14 protein-coding genes are annotated in these 18,699 nt (G+C 48.7%); 3 read left to right on the forward strand and 11 right to left on the reverse strand.

The window, feature by feature from the left end; genetic code table 11:
- Positions 1-131 precede the first annotated feature (131 nt).
- Together ABFZ83_RS07160 and ABFZ83_RS07165 are read right to left on the reverse strand one after the other, a co-directional pair.
- Positions 132-2,714 (reverse strand): TonB-dependent receptor domain-containing protein, encoded by a 2,583-nt coding sequence (locus ABFZ83_RS07160; RefSeq protein ID WP_411818754.1) that lies wholly within the window; start codon positions 2,712-2,714, stop codon positions 132-134.
- Between the two features lie 75 nt (positions 2,715-2,789).
- Positions 2,790-5,603 (reverse strand): hypothetical protein, encoded by a 2,814-nt coding sequence (locus ABFZ83_RS07165; RefSeq protein WP_411818755.1) that lies wholly within the window; start codon positions 5,601-5,603, stop codon positions 2,790-2,792.
- Positions 5,604-6,431: 828 nt separating this feature from the next.
- Here ABFZ83_RS07165 and ABFZ83_RS07170 point away from each other — a divergent pair.
- On the forward strand, positions 6,432-6,770 hold the full coding sequence (locus tag ABFZ83_RS07170; protein WP_411818756.1) for a hypothetical protein: 339 nt from the start codon (positions 6,432-6,434) through the stop codon (positions 6,768-6,770).
- Between the two features lie 329 nt (positions 6,771-7,099).
- Here the strand turns inward: ABFZ83_RS07170 and ABFZ83_RS07175 are convergent, their stop codons facing one another.
- The 3 genes from ABFZ83_RS07175 to ABFZ83_RS07185 all read right to left on the reverse strand — a co-directional run bounded on the left by ABFZ83_RS07175 (position 7,100) and on the right by ABFZ83_RS07185 (position 8,830).
- Positions 7,100-7,240, reverse strand: coding sequence for a hypothetical protein (locus tag ABFZ83_RS07175; RefSeq protein WP_411818757.1), 141 nt, complete (start codon positions 7,238-7,240; stop codon positions 7,100-7,102).
- A gap of 144 nt (positions 7,241-7,384) precedes the next feature.
- Positions 7,385-7,927: an NADPH-dependent FMN reductase gene (locus ABFZ83_RS07180; protein WP_411818758.1), complete on the reverse strand. Its 543-nt coding sequence runs from the start codon at positions 7,925-7,927 to the stop codon at positions 7,385-7,387.
- 27 nt (positions 7,928-7,954) lie between these two features.
- Positions 7,955-8,830: a pirin family protein gene (locus tag ABFZ83_RS07185; RefSeq protein WP_411818759.1), complete on the reverse strand. Its 876-nt coding sequence runs from the start codon at positions 8,828-8,830 to the stop codon at positions 7,955-7,957.
- 116 nt (positions 8,831-8,946) lie between these two features.
- On the opposite strand from ABFZ83_RS07185, the gene ABFZ83_RS07190 reads away from it, so the two are divergent.
- Positions 8,947-9,849, forward strand: coding sequence for a LysR substrate-binding domain-containing protein (locus ABFZ83_RS07190; RefSeq protein ID WP_411818760.1), 903 nt, complete (start codon positions 8,947-8,949; stop codon positions 9,847-9,849).
- Positions 9,850-10,290: 441 nt separating this feature from the next.
- Here the strand turns inward: ABFZ83_RS07190 and ABFZ83_RS07195 are convergent, their stop codons facing one another.
- The 5 genes from ABFZ83_RS07195 to ABFZ83_RS07215 all read right to left on the reverse strand — a co-directional run bounded on the left by ABFZ83_RS07195 (position 10,291) and on the right by ABFZ83_RS07215 (position 15,261).
- Entirely contained in the window at positions 10,291-10,770 is a 480-nt protein-coding gene (locus ABFZ83_RS07195; protein ID WP_411818761.1) for a hypothetical protein, read from the reverse strand.
- Positions 10,771-10,882: 112 nt separating this feature from the next.
- Positions 10,883-11,104: an RHS repeat-associated core domain-containing protein gene (locus tag ABFZ83_RS07200; RefSeq protein WP_411818762.1), complete on the reverse strand. Its 222-nt coding sequence runs from the start codon at positions 11,102-11,104 to the stop codon at positions 10,883-10,885.
- A 49-nt stretch (positions 11,105-11,153) separates the two neighbouring features.
- Positions 11,154-11,603 (reverse strand): hypothetical protein, encoded by a 450-nt coding sequence (locus ABFZ83_RS07205; protein WP_411818763.1) that lies wholly within the window; start codon positions 11,601-11,603, stop codon positions 11,154-11,156.
- A 214-nt stretch (positions 11,604-11,817) separates the two neighbouring features.
- A complete protein-coding gene (locus ABFZ83_RS07210) occupies positions 11,818-13,251 on the reverse strand; it encodes a tetratricopeptide repeat-containing sulfotransferase family protein (RefSeq protein ID WP_411818764.1) in 1,434 nt (477 codons plus the stop codon).
- 162 nt (positions 13,252-13,413) lie between these two features.
- The gene (locus ABFZ83_RS07215; protein ID WP_411818765.1) at positions 13,414-15,261 is read right to left on the reverse strand and encodes a sulfotransferase; all 1,848 of its coding nucleotides are present in this window, start codon (positions 15,259-15,261) and stop codon (positions 13,414-13,416) included.
- Positions 15,262-15,412: 151 nt separating this feature from the next.
- On the opposite strand from ABFZ83_RS07215, the gene ABFZ83_RS07220 reads away from it, so the two are divergent.
- Entirely contained in the window at positions 15,413-16,996 is a 1,584-nt protein-coding gene (locus ABFZ83_RS07220) for an alpha/beta fold hydrolase (protein WP_411818766.1), read from the forward strand.
- Positions 16,997-17,067: 71 nt separating this feature from the next.
- Here ABFZ83_RS07220 and ABFZ83_RS07225 read toward each other — a convergent pair whose 3' ends face one another.
- Positions 17,068-18,471, reverse strand: coding sequence for an alanine/glycine:cation symporter family protein (locus tag ABFZ83_RS07225; protein ID WP_411818767.1), 1,404 nt, complete (start codon positions 18,469-18,471; stop codon positions 17,068-17,070).
- Positions 18,472-18,699 lie beyond the last annotated feature (228 nt).

Genomic DNA, 18,699 nt, shown 5'->3' on the forward strand with positions numbered 1-18,699 from the left:
TCCCATCTTTTGGATTGCGTTTCGTAACCACCATCACGACCGGGCCCGCAACAAAACCCTACAATTTCAGACACAAAAAAGGGCTTGCTCATGACTGAGCAAGCCCTTCTACCGAGAAATATTTTTCTACGTTAGAACTTGATGGTAAGTCCTGCAGAAATTGACCGTCCACGATCATAAGTCTGGAATTCAGTTCTGCCTTCCGGTGTTGCATCGCTAAGCTGGAATTCCTCATGACGTGTTGCGAGGAGATTCCGGCCACTCAGGCTGATGGTCGCATCGGTGCCCAAGAGAACAACATCAATTCCGTATACGGCGTCAAGCTGTATGCCTGGTGTTTCGTAGACTGTCGGAATACCACCTGTCGGGCTTCCCCGTTGAAGGATACGTTCGTCAACCCAACCAAAGAGGACGGTAAACCGGTCATTCTCGCCTTCCCAACCAACTTGAGAATTCACGATGTGTTTCGGCGTACCCTGAAGCGGCTGTCCGGCAAGGCCGAACAATGTCGCATCTTCTGCAAAACCTGAAAGTGGGTTGATGACAACGTCGCCAGCTTCAACCTTAATTTCAGACTCGGTGAAGGTGTAGTTCACTGAGAAGATCCACTCACGGCGCTCGAACCAATCATTCCAAAGAATGTCGAAGCGCGTTCTGTATTCTGCTTCGCCACCAAATAGCTCAGCTTTCGGTGAGTTGATGAAGGTCGTGTCGAAGCTATCACCAGTCGTGGTAAAGAGGATTTCTTCAATCGGATTGTCGATTGTTTTATAGAAACCCGCCAGCGTAATGAATTGATTACGCCCAAGGTAATATTCGAAACGCGCGTCGTAGTTTCTAAATTCGCTGTCAACAAGGAACCTGTTGCCGCGATATGACCGGTTTGTTTCCGGATCAAAGAACAACGACTGAGCAAGTTCGCGGAATTGCGGACGTGCAATAGTGTGTGAGTACCCTACCCGGAACTGCATATTATCGGCAAAGTTCCAAGTGACCGTCGCCGTTGGAAGCCAATAATCATTATCCAGCGTCGTTGTAGAACCGATATTGCCGAAACGATCAGAGGTTTGGACAATTTGTTCTGCAGTTTCGTAACGCACACCAACATTCGCTGTGACCGTCGGAATGAGTTCGAAATCTGATTTGAAGTAACCCGCATGGGTCGTCATAGTCGCATCATATAGATCCGGCGTGAACGACGCATCCGAAAGGAAGAACCGAGACGGGTCGATATTGTCTGGCGAGAACAGATAGTCAGGACGTGCTGACTGAACATCTTCCGGAAGCGAGTTTCCGCCTGCGAAACGGAAAGAATAAATGTCGTAATCCCGTTCGTTGTCAGAGTATTCGTAACCAACAGAAACACTTGCTGCCCGTGGACCAGCAAATGGAATTTCGTAGCTAACATCCAGACCGCCGCTGAAAACGTCGTCGGTCAGGTATGAAAACTTCGTGCTTTGCTTGTTCGCGAATGAATAAACAGGATCAGAATCGACCGTATCGCGGAAGCGCATCAGGTTCCATTCATATGGAGAGTCCCGATTAGAGCGCGCAAACGCCGTACGCCATGTAATGTCGATATTCTCACCAACGCGCTGATCGCCAGAAAGCTGACCCATATAAAGCTGACGCTGAAGGAAGGTATTCGATTCTATCGTTACGAGCTGTGAACCCGGCTGAGAACGATCGACACCTTCGTCAATCTGGGACTCTTTCAACGTTGAGTGAATATATAGACCCGTTGCGGTTACAGCACCGGTATCCCACTCAAGCGTAGCTGCAGCGAGACCGTTTACAGTCGCATCCATGCTTGTGGATTTTGTCTCAAAATCCGTATTCAGTGTACCAAGAATTGTTTGGCGTAGACCGTCACGGTTTGTCCATTCCTGATCGTAGCCGACAACACCAACAAGACCGAGACGAAGACCATCATTGAGGTCAATCGCGGTACCGGCATTGATAGATGCATCAAAGTTCGGACCAAGTGTTCCGTTTTGGATAACCGTAAGTGGCGAGTTAACGAGGCTTTCGCCGATCACTTCAACCTGACTGTCATCGAGGGACGCAAGAGGTGTTCCCGAGTTGACAACATCGGCAAGCGGATCAGGAAGGCTGCGAAGTCCGTCATCGTAACCCAAGAAATCGAGATCGCTACCGTTTACGAAAAGCCCGTTTTTCCCAGTGGTGATGAGATTTGCACCAATGCCGCCTTTGATGTTGAGGAAGCTCTCATCAGGAACACGAAGCGTGTTCAGGTCGATGACGCCGCCACCAAATTCACCGGAGTAATCCGCTGAATAGGTTTTCTGAACGACTGCACCCGCGAGAACGTTAGATGGGAACAGGTCCAATGGCACCGTACGACGAAGCGGTTCCGGGCTTGGCAGCACAGAGCCGTTGAGGCGCGCAGAAGAGTAACGGTCACCAAGACCGCGAACATACGCAAAACGGCCGCCGACAACGCTAAGGCCGCTCAACCGCGTTAGAGCAAGCGCCGCGTTTTCGTCCCCGCTACGCTCAAGGTCATCAGCTGAAAGGAAGCTTGCTACCTGAGATGTCGCCCGCTGTGGTTCAGGAATATTCCGTCCCCGAACAACAATGACGTCCGATATACTGTCTTGTAATTCTTGCGCGTCCTGTGCGTTCGCCGCCTGAAACGTGGCCAGCGACGTGCAACAGAGCAAAAGCGCTTTAATCTGTTTAGCTAGTGGCATGATTGATATCCCCGAAAATCTAAAAACAAGTGAGCGACGCTCCGGCGAAAACCGGAGCGTCGCATTTTTCAATACTTAACAAGGCGTACTTGCTTCGAGGCCGCAGCTCCAATCTGCCCACCAACGGTCATTCGCATCTTTGACCGCACCGATATAATCAGTGTCTTCAAAGAATGGATCGCCGAGTGTTGTGAGATCGAACGCAGTCGCGGCTGCTTCATTCGGGCCGTTAATAAAGACATTAATCAGGCTGTTTGAAACATTCGTAGAGTTGTTTGCGTCAGCGTTAACCGAATCCACTGCCGCAGGCGTATCTGGAGACGCGTTGGTCAGTGACACACAGTCAAAGAGAACTGAGTTGAACGTTGGATCGGTCAGACCTGAGTATGATGATGGGTCTGTATCACCGGCTGTATCTTCCCACCGCAAGCAGCTTGAGTCGTAAGCAACGACACCGTTCAGGAAGCGACCAATGTGACCGGTATTGATCCGGAATGCGTTAGACCGTGCACCGACGACTGTGAAGTTGGCAATCGTTGGGTTTGTCTGAGGCGTAACCGGGTTGTCCGCAACATCGAGCGTGCTCGACATTTCGAATGCGTTATCGCCACCAGTCGCACGCTGCGTGATGATCAGATACTGAAGGTTACCAGTCCAACCGTTATCGGTATCGAGTGAGTCATCGTCGTTACCGGTCAGAACAATGTTCTTAAGGTTCGCCGTACCGCCGAACATTTCGATGCCATCGTCAGAGTTGTTGTGGACCTGAACATACTCGATTGTAGTACCAGAACCGACACCAGCCATCGTAAGACCGTTCAGCTCGTTACCTTGTTGGTTGATCGCGAAGCCAGCGTGCTTGATTTGCGTGTAACGGATTGAACCGCTGCTGTCTGTCGCGTCCGAACCACCATAAGATGCTTCAGGGTTGGTCACGCCTTCAACAACGTTCGTGCACTGGTTGGTGCCCGGTGTTGCGGCTGTCTGACAACGGCTGATCGGTGCGTCGCCAAGAACGACGATACCGCCCCACTCTGAGATCGCATTTTCAGGATCAGCTTGTGTGTCTTCAAGGTCAGCCTGTGACGTGAAGATTACTGGGTTTTGACGAGTACCGTTTGAGAAGATTTGCGAACCACGGTTCACAACGAGGTAGTCTGCGCCGCTGTTACCAAAGATAACCGCACCCGGCTCAATCGTTAGAACGGCTACGTCACCATTTGGCGCAGTACCGTCAGCACCAACGTCAACACCAATGTCTACGCGACCTTCGAGCTCGTAGTAGTTCCCGCGTGTAAGTGTCAGGTCTTCAGTTTGAACACCCGCGACCGCACAAACATTTTTGCCGTCGATTTCACCTGTCCGCGTTGTACCCGTTGGGCAGCTTGGTGCCGGGAAGAGCGCGAATGTCCAACCAGCGGCCCAGTTATTGGTCTCTGATTCCATCGGGCTGAACGCACCGATGTAATCGGTGTCTTCAAAAAAGCTGCCTGGAAGTGTGGTCAGGTCAAACGCCGTAACGCCCTGCTCGTTTGGCCCAGGGAACATCATTGATGTCAGCGAGCTTGCACCAACAACATTGTTCGCATCGGCATTGACTGAATCAACCGCCGCCGGAACGTCTGGGCTCGCATCTGTAAGCGCGGCACAGTCGAAAAGAACAGAGTTGAATGTTGGGTCCGTCAAACCTGAATAGGAAGATGGATCCGTATCACCGGCTGAATCCTGCCAGCGGAAGCAGTTTGTGTCGTAAGCGACAACACCGTTCAGGAACCGGCCAATGTGGCCTGTGTTGATGCGGAACGCATTTGAACGACCACCAACGACTGTGAAGTTCGCAATTGTCGGATTGGTTTGCGGCACCACAGGGTTGTCTGCGCCATCAAGCGTGCTCGACATTTCGAAACCGTTGTCGCCGCCATCGTCGCGCTGTTTAATTGCGAGATACTGAACGTTCCCTGTCCAGCCATTGTCTGTATCCAGCGAGTCATCATCGTTACCCGTAAGAACGATATATTTCAGGTTCGCCGTACCACCGAACATTTCGATGCCATCATCTGAGTTGTTGTGGACTTGAACATTTTCGATCGTTGTTCCGTCACCAACACCAGCGAGTGTCAGGCCGTTTAGCTCGTTGCCTTGCTGATTGATCGCGAACCCCGCAAAGCGGATCTGCGCATAGCGGATGATACCGCTGTCGTCATTTGCGTCTGAACCGCCATAAGAAGCCTCTGGGCTTGTGACGCCTTCAACGACGTTTGTGCACTGGTCGGTGCCCGGTGTCGCAGCCGTCTGACAGCGGCTGATCGGTGCCTGACCGAGAACAACAACGCCGCCCCACTCAGAAATGTTTGAGCCGCCTGTGTCAGATGCGTCTACGGCCCGGCGCTCGATGTCGTTTTCACTGGTGAAAATGATTGGCGCGTCTTGTGTACCATCAGCGACGAGGCGCGAACCGCGGTTAACAACGAGATAGTCAGCGCCACTTGCGCCGAAAACCGTCACACCCGGCTCAATCGTCAGGGTGCCGGCAGAGCCGCCCGGCGTCGCGCCGTCAGCGCCAACATCGATACCAACATCGACACGGCCGTTTAACTGATAAGCAACGCCGCTGACATATGGCAATGTCAGGTCGCCGAGAATTGAGCCAGAAATATTACAAACCGTCAGGCCGCCAACGCTGGTGCCTGTTGTGAAACCAGTAGGACATTCGGCTGTGTTGCCATTGCCGCCGCCATTGTTGCCGCCGCCATTGTTGCCGCCGCCCGGAGGTGTTCCCGGATTTGTCGCACCCGGTGATTCGATGTTTTCGCCCTGCGTACAAGCAGCAAGAGCGAGAACGCCGACACCGGCTAAAAGAGTTTTTTGAAAATGTTTGAAGACGCGCATTTAAAGACCCCCGCGAGGTTACATGCATAGGAACTGGGACAGCCGTTGCCCCACGCAACGACACAGCGACGCGGATAGCGCAAAGGTGAAACGCTTTTGTGACAGAAAAAAAAGCTTTTATGACAACTTCGCAAAAGAGAATTTGAGCGCGCCAAAAGCGCACGACGTTCACCAGCGCAACAAAAACAGAAGCCAAACCCCGACGCTTCGCCCTCGATAAAACCTAAGGAAATACGGGGAATTTTATATGACAGATTTTTGAATGGCGCAGATAGTGCGCCCACTGAGCTATTGGCGACACTATCCAATAAATTTTTTTTCGAATTTCAACTTTGAACAACCCGAGGTGTAATTCCGCGCGCCAGATTTCAACTATCAGTTGGCATTGCCGATTCATTTTGACAGGTCGACCGATTTTCTCCCTCACTGCCCGACCGCGATTCCCAAATTGAACCCAAGGCCGGCAGTCGTAACAAATGTGACTTTGGTGCCTATTAACCAGACCCGACCAAACCGACACGCCTGTACCGACCGAGGCCCTATTCTGGCCAAGGCTGGCGCAGCCCTCCCCATATCGGTTTTGGATTTTCGCTGGTGACCATGCTGCTTTTCACGGCATCCGGAAGCGTCGCCAAACTCCGCCTCGGTAGAGACCTTTCGTGCGGAATATGGCCCCGAAGGGGTGTGGCATCAAAGTTGAGGCCATCAACTCCACCACCACATTGCCGCGATCAATTGTGAAGGATAGCCTGTTCACGTCGAGAAAATGTGGAGTCAGAGTATTCAGGAGGCGAGCACACGCCGCGGCATATAGGGACCGAAGCAAATATGGATCAAGCATCGATAAGTTATAGGGATGTAGAGCTGGATCACCCCACCCTATCAACGCTCGTAAACGTGTTTGAAAAGATGATCGGTTATCCGGAAGCTATTGATAATTCAATGTACGATTTGACGTCATTCGATAAGTTCAAAGCGTTGACGCAAAAGTTAAAAGATGCCGCAGAGCGCGAAGAAAGCGTTTCAACCATTCCAATGTCACAAAGCGAATGGACGACATATGAGGTTTACGCTTCACATGCATATGACTTGAAAGATGACCTAACAGCAGACGAGGTTGCTGTCATGGATGACATCAACGCCTTTAAAGGCGTCATCTTCAAATAGGATGCAACGGCATCAGCCCTTATTAATTTTGCACTTTTCAGAATTTGGTTTTGTCGCGATTTTTGCCGCTTCTATCAGCCAACTTTGACCAAGCAAGACCCAAAATCACGGACAACACGCCCAAAAAAACCGCAAACGCTGCCTTTAAAGGAGACAATATTTCGAGCTTAATCATTAGCACGAAAAACATTAGGATAAGGATTATTGCTAAAACATCGACTACACGGCAGCGGCGCATAAACACTCTCCCAACATAATCTTCCGCAGCGGGGAATTCTGACGCATTCCCAGCAAGCGTAGGGCGGGATGAGCGTGTGCGATATCCGCCATCATAGTTCGCCCAGATGCGCTGACCGCCAGTCTTCAGCCGGAATGGCGATCGGCCGGCCGTATTCCTTTTCCAATCCTGCCAGGTTGATCGTGAAGAAATACGTTGCACCGAGAACATAAAGGCGGAGGTAGTTCGGCATACCCTCATCATGCCCATTTCCGCGCTCTTGGTAAAGATGATCGGCGGGTATCGCATATGCTCAACCTGCCCCACCGGCCGATGGCTGCTACTGACCGCAATCACTGAGCCGTTGCGGTCAGGACATATCTACTACCCCGCGCGATTACAGATCCGCGATAGGTCGTAAAGTTTCCACGATTTGCTCGGCAAGGGCCTCGTCGATTGGCTGGCCTTTTTCTGCATCAAACCGGTCATAGAATGAGCCAACGGAAAGAGTGGACAAAATTGTGCCGCCAAAAAACTGCGCGGAAGCCGCGAATGCTGCCAGCACTGATGCGCCGCCCATACCGCCGGGGGATGCAGAGAAAGCGACGATCTTTTTGTCATTATAGACCTTGGCGTCTATTCGCGAGACCCAATCAAATATGTTTTTATATGCCGCCGTATACGAACCATTATGCTCCGCAAAGGAAACAATAATGACATCTGCGGCTTGAATTTTACCAAGGAACTGAGTGGCCGCGTCTGGGATACCGGTGTCGAGTTCGCGATCAGTGCTATAGATCGGCATTTCAAAATCATTTAAATCGATGATGTCGATTGCAGCCGAGGGTTTCGTATTGCCAAGCGTTTGGGCCGCGTATTCAACGAGCCCTTTGTTGATCGATTGTTTTGAATTCGACGCAGCAAATGCAAGTATATTCATGGTGGTTTCTCCGTTTTCTATGTTGCTTTAGTCAGCGATGGTTCCAAATTCTCCGGCCCTGAAGGCCTTTGTGACGGCCTCAATATCGGCCAATGTACTCATGGCGAATGGCCCTCTTTGTACGAATTTCTCTTTGATGCTTTGCCCTTCGATAAGAACAACCTGCCCGCCATCCGGGCTCGATAGCTCAACCGCAGTGGCGTCTATTGCTTGCAACGCAAGGGCTTGATTAGGCGTCAATCGGGTGGCTACGCCCGCAATCGTGACGAGCGCGTCGCCTGAGACAGGATGCACCCACACGCCATGCCCCTTTGGTAAATGATGGACGTAACGCCCCCCGCTGTTGAACTGCGCATCCAGAATTGTCAGGGGTAGAACCGGTGACGAGACGCCCTTTGTTTGATTGCTCTGCCCTAGCACCACACGCACACGGTGGTCATCACCCTCAATCACCGGCATGTCTTTCACTTTCACATGAAGCGAAGACGGATCATCGAACTTTTGCGTTGCGGGTAAGTTGACGAATAATTGCAGGCCATGGGTCTTTGAACCGATTGTCGGCTTTTCATCGTGAAGACCGCCCTTACCGGCTTTCAGCCAATAAAGGTCACCGGGCAGGAGATCAATGTCATTGCCGAGTGAGTCGCGATTGTTGAACACGCCAACACTGTCTTCGAATAATATGGACACGGCGGAGATGCCCGCATGACCGTGTGGACCGAATGTTGGCTCGGTCATGGTGTAATGATCCACCATGATCAAAGGGTCCATCAGGCCGGCAAACGCTTCGTGTTTGAAACCCAGCGCATCGAACCCCGCTCCAATCCTGATCGCGCGGGCATCAACAGGCGAACCGATCACCGCGCCTCTAGACTGGCCATTGTTTGTCCTTTGAATGTTCATTTCCGTCGTCCTCTTCGGTTTTCATCAACATATTCGATACAATGGGATTGAAAACTGCTAGGATTAGAACTTATCGTTCTATTTTTGGAACGTATAAGCGGATTAGGACCGTCCCGATGGATCTAAATGACTATTTCTATTTTGCGCAGGTCGTCGAAAAGCGCGGCTTCGCAGCGGCCAGTCGCGCGACCGGCGTCCCCAAATCACGCCTAAGCCGACATATACAACAGCTAGAGGAACGGCTCGGGGTTAAACTCATCCAACGATCGTCGCGTCAGTTCCACGTGACAGACATCGGCCAGGCTTTTTACGATCAGGCGCGCGCGGCGCTCGATCATATCGAAGCGGCCGAAGCGGCCATCAACAATCAATCAAAAGAAATATCCGGACGCGTCACAATTTCTTGTTCCGCGAGTACTGCGCAATTTGTATTGAAGGAGATTCTTTCAAATTTCCTATGCGACAATCCCGGCGTTGAAATCGCGCTACAGGTAACAGGACAATCTGTTGATTTGATCGAAGAGGGAATTGACTTCGCAATTCGTGGGCACACAAATGATCTACCAGATTCAAGCCTAATCCAGCGTTTATTGGCTAACGTCCCTTGGGGGCTATTTGCCAGCCAGAAATTCCTTGAATTACATGGGCACCCTGCGACCCCCGATGATCTTAACGGTTTGAATGGTCTCAAACTAGGCTGGATATCGCATCAAGGAATTTGGTCACTAACCGGACCCGACGATCTGTCGGCCTCCATCCCCTACAATACGCGACTGGCGAGCGATGACATGGTGACCCTAAAAAACGCGGCGATGCGCGGGCTCGGCATCCTTGCAGTTCCCGCTTATACCTGCCGCGACGAGGTCAATTCCGATCAATTGGTGCGCGTATTACCTGATTGGATCGCCGCCGAAGCGAGGCTAACCCTCCTTATGCCGTCACGGCGCGGAACCCTGCCCGCGGTGAAAGCGCTGGTGGATTATCTGAGCAAAGAAATCCCGACCTACACACAGCTATGATCACTCAACCCGCCCTACCGGCCGAAGGCCCCTACTGAAGTTATATCGCGGTACGGAATTTATCGCCTCCAAATTTTGGAGATTCCCCACAATAACAAGAAATAACCTGCTCCCCCAAGCAAATTATAAGTTAATGCTGTCGGAATATTTGCGGGCTCACGGAACGCAAAAAACAAGAACAGCAATTGCGCGTAAGCTACGCTCATAAGGGCCGTGCTGAGTGCAAATTTCATAATTCGGTCCTTTAGTTAGATTGGATTCCTACCAGAATGCCATTTAGCCCACAATCTTTCAGCGCGCTTACATAACCGCCAAAACCAATAGCCGATGGATCTGTATATAAGAACCTCCCTGTTTCCGGGTCGTAATAATTGGTTTTTAAAACAGATATGTTTGCACGGATGCCTAATGCCGCGACGAACAGAGGCGACGCCACTAATTTCACAATGCCAAACTTATTTCGAAAACTTCTTGCACCTCATTATTTTTATTCTCGCGATTAACAAAGGAAAATTCAACTTCTTCAATTCCCATGATGCCTTCTGAATTATTTTGAATATTTGAGTTAGAAACCGGTAAATACACTACCTTATCAAAAGGACTGCGATGAGTTGCAAACCTCAGAAATGCACCATGCGGTATATCATTAGTAGATGTTCGCACTCTTATATAGGAATATATATTATGCCGTGCGGGAACAAATCCGTACACAAGCTTTTCCATTAAAGCACTACTGTTCATAGCGCTCGAAATGCTTCGCACTACAAGATTTCGAAAAAGCGCCTCTGATATTTCATCAAAATCATCGTATTGATCAGACTCTTTCTTCCAAGAAAGATCAATAGTTTCAAAAACTGGCACTAACAACACAAGTGCTTCTCTAAAATTGCGCATCAAGTGATTAATTTTATACGTTCGCATAGATCACCCCATCACAAAAAAACACTTCACTAGACAAATATATCACGAGTGAAAACTCATCTGCACCGGATGAACGCTCACCATTGAATCAGTCTTTTCTGGTGTTACATCATTACCCGACCATGATGACAGCCGCCTGCGCAAAAACACCGTCAGGGTCCACCCGATTGTTAGAATCATTATGCAAAAAAGCATAAAATTCCATCTGGTCCGCATAGCCGATGGGGTCTGTAGTTAAGAACCTCCCTGTTTCCGGGTCGTAATAACGGGCTTTATAATAATACAAGCCCGTCTCGGGGTCGAGCTTTTGACCCGTGAACCGGCCCGCGCGCAAAGACGCGCAAAACTAAATCAGGAATCACATTAATTCATCAGCATCCCTACTAGCATATTTTTCTAGTAGGTAGCTGACCGTCAGCGAGGACTAGTATTCCGCTTACGTCCAAGAGCGCACGCCCTACACCGGAAGAAACTTTCCCACTTAAGTAAACATATCTACCGTTAAATGACGAAAGACTCACTTGACAACTTTCGTCAAAGCTTTGCAGTTGTATGGAATTCACTACAACACCGAGTTCCGCCATTTTTTTATCTGCATAAAGTAAAACTGGATAATTCTTTTGGTGTCGAATTATCACTCCAGAAACCAGCACTTCTTCGCCGACCAATTCATTGCCAGAGGAAATCAACTCGTAAAAAGAAACAACTATTTTATGGCCATTTAGTGGCTGCGCAGAACCAAACACCTTGGCATATACCTTCTCTGGTAGAGTGTCATTCAACGAAAAGACAAGTGCCGTTATAGAGATCATAAGGCTTAGACTATATTTCATGTTCAGTTACCTCGAAATCAGATCAGACCCGTAATCGCACAATCTGGCCTGAAACGCACGATCTGCATTTGGGTGCTCCATCTGGAAACCGGACGACGCCCCACCCGCAACGCGACAGATTTATTTCACGTTTATCGCTAGTTGGCCCCATGACAGGCATGAGAAACGTCACAAAACGCGTATTTGCCTGTCACAATTCAATTACGTAACTGCCCTAACGCAATTGAGAAATCGCATCGGGGCCAGACATCAATGGCGTCAAGAATTTTTTGTAGTGCTGCCAACGACCGACGGATGATGTGTAGATAGGTTTCCGAACCTGCATCTGGCTGGGCGTGTAAACAAGACGACTGTTCTTATAAAATGCCAAACAACTTTCATTCCAACTCAAACCACAAAACTGAAGCAAATTGCGGACATTATGTTCCGGTTGCTCAATCAGTGACTCGTATTCAATCTCGAAAATATCATCCTTTTGATATTCGTTCCAATAATTGAACAGCCGTAAATACTGGCGATAATAGTGCGCTAAATCATCAAGCCGATTGCAATAATTATGTCGGTGAGAAAAAACCTGAAAATAATTGGAAATACACGTATCGAGCCGGTTGCGGCGACAATGAATAATTCGTGCACGTGGCATCAGAATTCGTATTAAGCCAATCAACAAAAAATTGTGAGGGTTTTTATCAGTAAATTTGGCACACTGCGTCGCCTCATTCGCCAAGTTCGAAAAATATAATTCGGTTGCGCGGCGGAAAAATGCTTCCGGTACGGTTTGAGCCAAGGTCGTGTCAGTTCTAACGGCTACTTTTTCAAAATAACTTTTGACATCTGCAAGTGCTTGTCTCTCACCAGCGCCAAAAACATCCGGATGGGCGGATAAAATCTGTTCTATTAGTGTTGTGCCTGATCGCGGCATGCCAACGATAAAGATTGGTCGACCGTCATCGACCCCATAGCGCGCAAGGGCCGCTACGCGCTCATGGCTATATATCTTCATTGTTCTATCGATAAGCCGTTCATGGTCTTCGACGCTATAAGCACCAACCGCCGCTTCTGCGAGGCTGTTCTGCGCCTCATTGCCACGCTGATATGCCAGAAATGCCGCGTCGTAATCCCCGCGTGCCTCCGCTGAACGTCCAAGCGCAAATCCGAGATCCCTTTTTTCCTCAAATGTACTGCTTGGGTTTTCCAATTTTTGATAAAGATTGGGGTTGGATAGTAAGTTTGAGCACGCATCAATCTTTGATAATAAAAGCAAAGCGGCGGAATTATCGGGTGAACGCTCTAAAGCCTGCGTAACAACACGATTGGCCGCGTCAAAATCACCTTGCGCCGCGAATATTTCCGCATAGAGCGTATCAATGCGGACGGTCTCTCGTACGTGCGCCGGTAAGTCGTCCAGCACCAGCTTAGCCTCATCCGCTCTATTTAATTCAATAAGCGTATGGGCTAGCTCGCTTCTAGAGGTCACTGATTCCGGTCGCAGGAGCATAGCTTCCTTCAACAATTCAGTTGCTTCTTCCAATGCCCCAACGTTCCGCGAGGCAATCGCATTTCCAATAATTGCATCGGAATTAGTGGGATCAAGAACGCAAGCTTGCTCGAATGCTACCTTGGCATCTTCATATTTATATAACTTCAATAAAGCTGATCCCATGAGTAAAAATATGGTAGCAGACCCTGTATTATCGGTCAGAAATTCTCTCAAAACCTGAACTGCGCCCTGATAATCCCCGCATTCCAGCGCTGCCTTTGACTTCAGAATTATTTCATTTTCCTGATTAATTGTTCCGCACTCCTCTCTTTACTCAATATCGCCGTATATCCCTCTACCGTTTTCGAATTCCTGGATGGGAACTGCCAATGCTTCATCGAGTATTTTTAAATAAGGAGCGTAATTATTCCTACGTTCTAACGATGACCTGTATATGGGCTGTCGAACCTGCCAATTACTAGGCGTCATCACTGCACGATCTGTGTTATAAAATTCAGAACATGCCTCTTCCCACTGTAACCCACAGCTTGATATCAGGCGTTTACTTTCAGATTCAAAATCTGTGACCAACGTGTCATATCTAAGCGTAACAAGCGTCTCTCCCAATAGGTCTTTATAATGGCTCATGATCTTGTAGTAGCTGAGATAGTAATGGGCGGCGTTCTCCAGCGACATTGAAAAGCCGTGATTACCGGTCAAGTTTTGAAAATAACACGACAAACACACATCTATTGGATGGCGCACACAATGAATAACTTTCGCTTCGGGAAATATTGTGCGGATCAACCCCGTATAAAGAAAGTTAAACGGCATCTTATCGGTGAAGACCTTATGCTCACCGAAAACATTTTTGATGTGATCAATATATCGGTTTCGTAGGGCTGTTAGAGAATGCGTTGAGTGTTTTCCGTTTTTGTCAAAATATCGTCGCATTAAATCCGGTTTATCCCCGAAGCCAAATGACTTCACGAAAAAGTCCACCTCACCACATCCAAACACCTTGCTATGACTGGAGATTATCTGCTCAGTTAAGGTGGTGCCGCTTCTGGGCATACCAAGGATAAAAATTGGGCAATAATCTTCGGCGATGTCTATAGAAGAAAGTATACCCAAATTATCAGGCGTATTGTCCGCTATCTGGTTTGAAACAAAATGCTCAATCTTACGTCTATCATATTTTGTCCGCTGCGCCTGTCGTTCATTTGCTTGCGAATAATATAAATAAGCGGACGGATAATCTTTGTTACTATCGAAATAGCTTCCGAGAGAATAGAGCACGAAAACTTTTTCAAACTCCTGCGCGCTCTCATCGTTGACGAATTTCTTCGCCCTACCAAGAATATCTTCCGTAGGCTTCGGTCGACGCATTCGCACAAGGCTTCCAAGGGCGATACCATTTTGAGGAGCGCGCTCTAATACTTTGAGATACCCGGCATGAGCTTGCTCAAATTCTCCAAGCTCTTCATATAAAGCCGCTTGATTATGCATAAGCTCGACGTCCGTAGGCGAATTGACTAAACCTTCCTCACATCGCTGTAGCGAATCATTCAACCTGCCTATTCTCCGAAGCAATAAAACATAGTTTATTCTTGCTTTTCTGTCGGTCGGATCGCGCTGTAATATGTAGTCGTAATACATAATTGCGTCTTGCAGTTTTCCCGATTTATCATAGGAATCTGCGAGCCTCAGCGCGACATCGAGATCATCCGGATTATTCTCTAGCACCGATAAAAATTGCTCAGCCGCCTCAACATGAAGCGATCTCGCCGCAAAGCAACGCCCCCTTAAAATACGCGCATCAGATTCTTCCGCGCCCAATCGCGCGACCTCATCTAAATGCCGCTCTGCCTCGTCGAACGATTTATCGTTAAAACAAATCCGCGCCAAATTCATGTGAACACTTGGCTGGTCATTGTCTACAAACAGAGACGCTTGCAACAACTGACGAGCCTCAGCGACACGATTAAGTTTGTACATAGCCATTCCGAAATGATGCAACGCGTCCTGATTACGCGGAGAGACATCCAAGATCGCTCGATAAATTTTAATAGCATCAAGGTACTGACCGCTCTCCTGAGCGACCATTGCCTGCAATAATTGCCGCTTATTATCTGAATCTATCTTTGTAATTTGGAAGATCCTTTCGTATTCGGCCACAAAATGAAAAAACCTACTTCTTGATTGCGTTTCACTATAGATTGAAAAATATTATAGTCTTCGCGGGTCTTGAGGGTAAACAGATTTTTAATTCAATCCAATACGTGCACCGATTACTTTTCACATAACGCAATATACGGGATGAACGGGGATGAGAATATTTTCGTTGTTTTGTTTATTCATCCTCCTCGTGATCGGCATTTTTGTCACGATTGTTTTCGCGCGCCTCCATACGCGTGGTCCGGCTTTGGTCTCGGCACATTCAGACATACCGATAACAGAAGTAAAATGTCCGGAACGGTATCCCTATGCACGGTGCGGCTTGATTTCCGCCCCTCTCGATTATCAAAATCCAGCGGAAAATTCGATACAAGTAGCGTTCATTTACCACCAACCCGCATTTCCCTCTTTCGGGAGAAAAAAGGCCGTTCAGATCGTTCATGGCGGTCCCGGCGGAGCAATCAGCGCCTCACTCGATACATGGAATTTTACCGAATTTCGCATGCGCCTAATGATCGGTAACCGGGCGTTACTTGGCATTGATCCACGCGGTGTAGGTTTATCAACGAAATTTGACTGCTCTATTCTAGAAGAAAAACATTATGCTGAACCCGGCGTTATAAATACCTGTGCTGAACAGATTGGGCCGAACAGGATTCATATCTCAACAGCAAATACTGCACGTGATTTCGATCTCGTTAGACGATCGCTTGGTTTAGATCAGCTCGATATTTATGCTTTTTCTTATGGCACTAACCTTTCAACAGTTTACGCTTCGATGTACCCGGATGCCGTTCGCACGCTCGCCTTAGATGGTGCGTACCCATTGGTTTATCCTGATTTTCATCCGTCGTTTTATTCCGCAATGAGAAGGCAATTCCATCAGGCCTGTGATCGAAGCGGTGAATGCAATGGAGACGAAGCACTAAATGCCCTCACCTGGGCAGTAAAGGAGTTGCGTAACAATCCGCGCCCTCTCGATTTTCCCAACAAAGAAGAAACTTCCTATCTGGACCAATACGATCAACTCAACCCAAGCCTACTAGCAAGTCTGGTACTTCGGCAGCCTAATATCGATAAGAGCCGTGGGGCCGCGTCGACTATCTGGCGCGTTCCGGTTATTGGGGCCTTGATAAAGGCTCAAAAATCTGGCGATTGGAGTGACCTTGAATCGATAGCCATGCGTGCTGTCTCTTATAAAACAGGTGAAAATCTAAATTCGAGCGGGCATTCATTCACTGTCGCGTGGGCGGTCGATTGCCCGGAGATGACTCATCCGTGGAATGATCAATCCAGCATAGCGGATCGGAAGGCTGAATTGACCGATGCCGCTAGCAAGTTACCTGCCGACAGCTTTGATCCATTTACGGTCGACGAATGGGTAGCGCGGCCATCGGAACTGAATCATTACGGTTATTGTATATTTTGGCCATCACCGCCGGAAAACCGCCCGACTGAGGTCCGGCACCGACTTGGCGAAACGCGGAAAGACCTTCCGGTTTTAGTCATAAACGGTGACTATGACATGGCCACCCCCTTAGAAGACGCCATATTGGCCAATGATCAATTCGAAAATAGTCAGTTCGCGAGATTCAAAAATCACAAACATGTCGTCTTACCACGAAGCGATTGTGCTTTTCGTCTTTGGAAAGAGTTTTTGAAAAACAAGCGCGTGGAAGATAAAAATATGTGCCTTGATGCCGATCCCTTGGCGGTCTCAATATCAAGCAAATAGTTGTGTTGCCTTTCGTTGCTAATTCAGTGTCGAATAAGTCCGTGAATTAGCATGGCGGAGTCGAATATCGACTAAGATCTTGGATTGTGATGACGCACAACAAGGGGCCAAAGGAATAGCAACGCCACCAAATTTGGTATTGCCATCATGCCCGTCAATAAATCCATTAAAAGCCAAAACGCATTTGTCGCAACAACATTGCTTTCAACAAAGGTACTGAAACCAAGCGCTCCGAATAATGTTGACGCGATCCAAAACCACCGAAACGTTGTAACCGATTTCACACCAAAAACGTAAATGCTACAGCGCTCTCCGTAGATACTCCACCCAAGGATCGTCGTCCAAGCAAACAAAAGCAAACAAACAGATACAAGCGTTTCACCAATTCCAGGGAGACCCGCTTCAAATGCGGCGGCGGTTAAGGCCGCTCCAGTCTTACAGTTAGCACTGACTGCCGCGTCGGCGGACGGTGTCAACATTGAACAACCAACATCAAAAATTCCAGACGTTAAAATCGCTAACGCGGTCATGGAACAAACGACAATCGTATCAAATAACACGCCGGTTGCTGCGTAGGTCCCGTGACGTGAAGGATTGTCCCCTTTCGCAGAGGCATAAATCATCGGCGTAGTTCCTTGCCCTGCTTCGTTAGAGAAAAAGCCGCGAGCCGCACCGCGCTGTAGCGCTAAAAGAAACATCACGCCAGAAAAGCCCCCTATCGCGGCGTCATATCCGAACGCGCCCTGAATGATGGATATAAATGCATCAGGCAGTCGATCTGCATTCAAAAAAATTATGGTACAGGCACCCACTATGTAAGCGATCGCCATGATCGGAGTCAGCAACAGTGCCGCTTTGGCAATTCTGCTTATACCCCCAATAATTACGACACCGGTTGCGAATGCCAGCACAACACCGATGAACAGGTTCGGCAATCCGAACGAAGCTTTAAAAACATCTGCAATGGAATGCGCTTGAATTGCAGCACCGGTACCGAGTGATGCCAAAACACCGGCACTTGCAAACAATAAGGCGAGTACTTTCCCGGTTCGACCGATTCCTTTTTCCATATAATACATCGGCCCACCTTGATATTCTTGGTTTTCTCCCTTTTCTCGAAACATCACAGCCAGAACTGTTTCCGTGTAGCTGCATGCTGCACCGAGCAATGCCGTCATCCACATCCAGAATATTGCGCCGGGCCCGCCCATACTTAAAGCGACCGCAACGCCGGCAACATTTCCTGTTCCTACAGTTGATGATAGCCCGGTCATTAGGGCTTCAATGGGCGAGATATCCCCATCACCAATCGTGCGTTTTCCATTTTGATGGGCACGAAATAAACCGCCGATGGAGGTAATCGGAAAAAACCGCAAACGAATGGTCAGAAAAAGCCCAAACCCGAACAATAAAATGAGTAGAGGTGGTCCCCAAATAATACCGACCACCGTTTCGATCACGCTCACCAGCATCATATAATAAGTTCCCCGGCAAATGACGCCGATAAAACGCGCTCATGTCTGCATACTCGTCGCATGCATAGCTATTGAGACATGACACACGGCAACAGGCATGTTTTCAAGAGCCAAAACTTACCCGCTCGAAAAAGTGGGTGGAGGCCCCCACGAAGGCGACAACTCAATCAGCGGATTGTTCGCTCGTAGTGAGTTTCCGCGCAAATGAAGGGCGCAGGCTTTGAACCG

Origin of the sequence: Hyphococcus formosus (assembly GCF_046736345.1) — a bacterium.
GTDB lineage: Bacteria > Pseudomonadota > Alphaproteobacteria > Caulobacterales > Parvularculaceae > Hyphococcus > Hyphococcus formosus.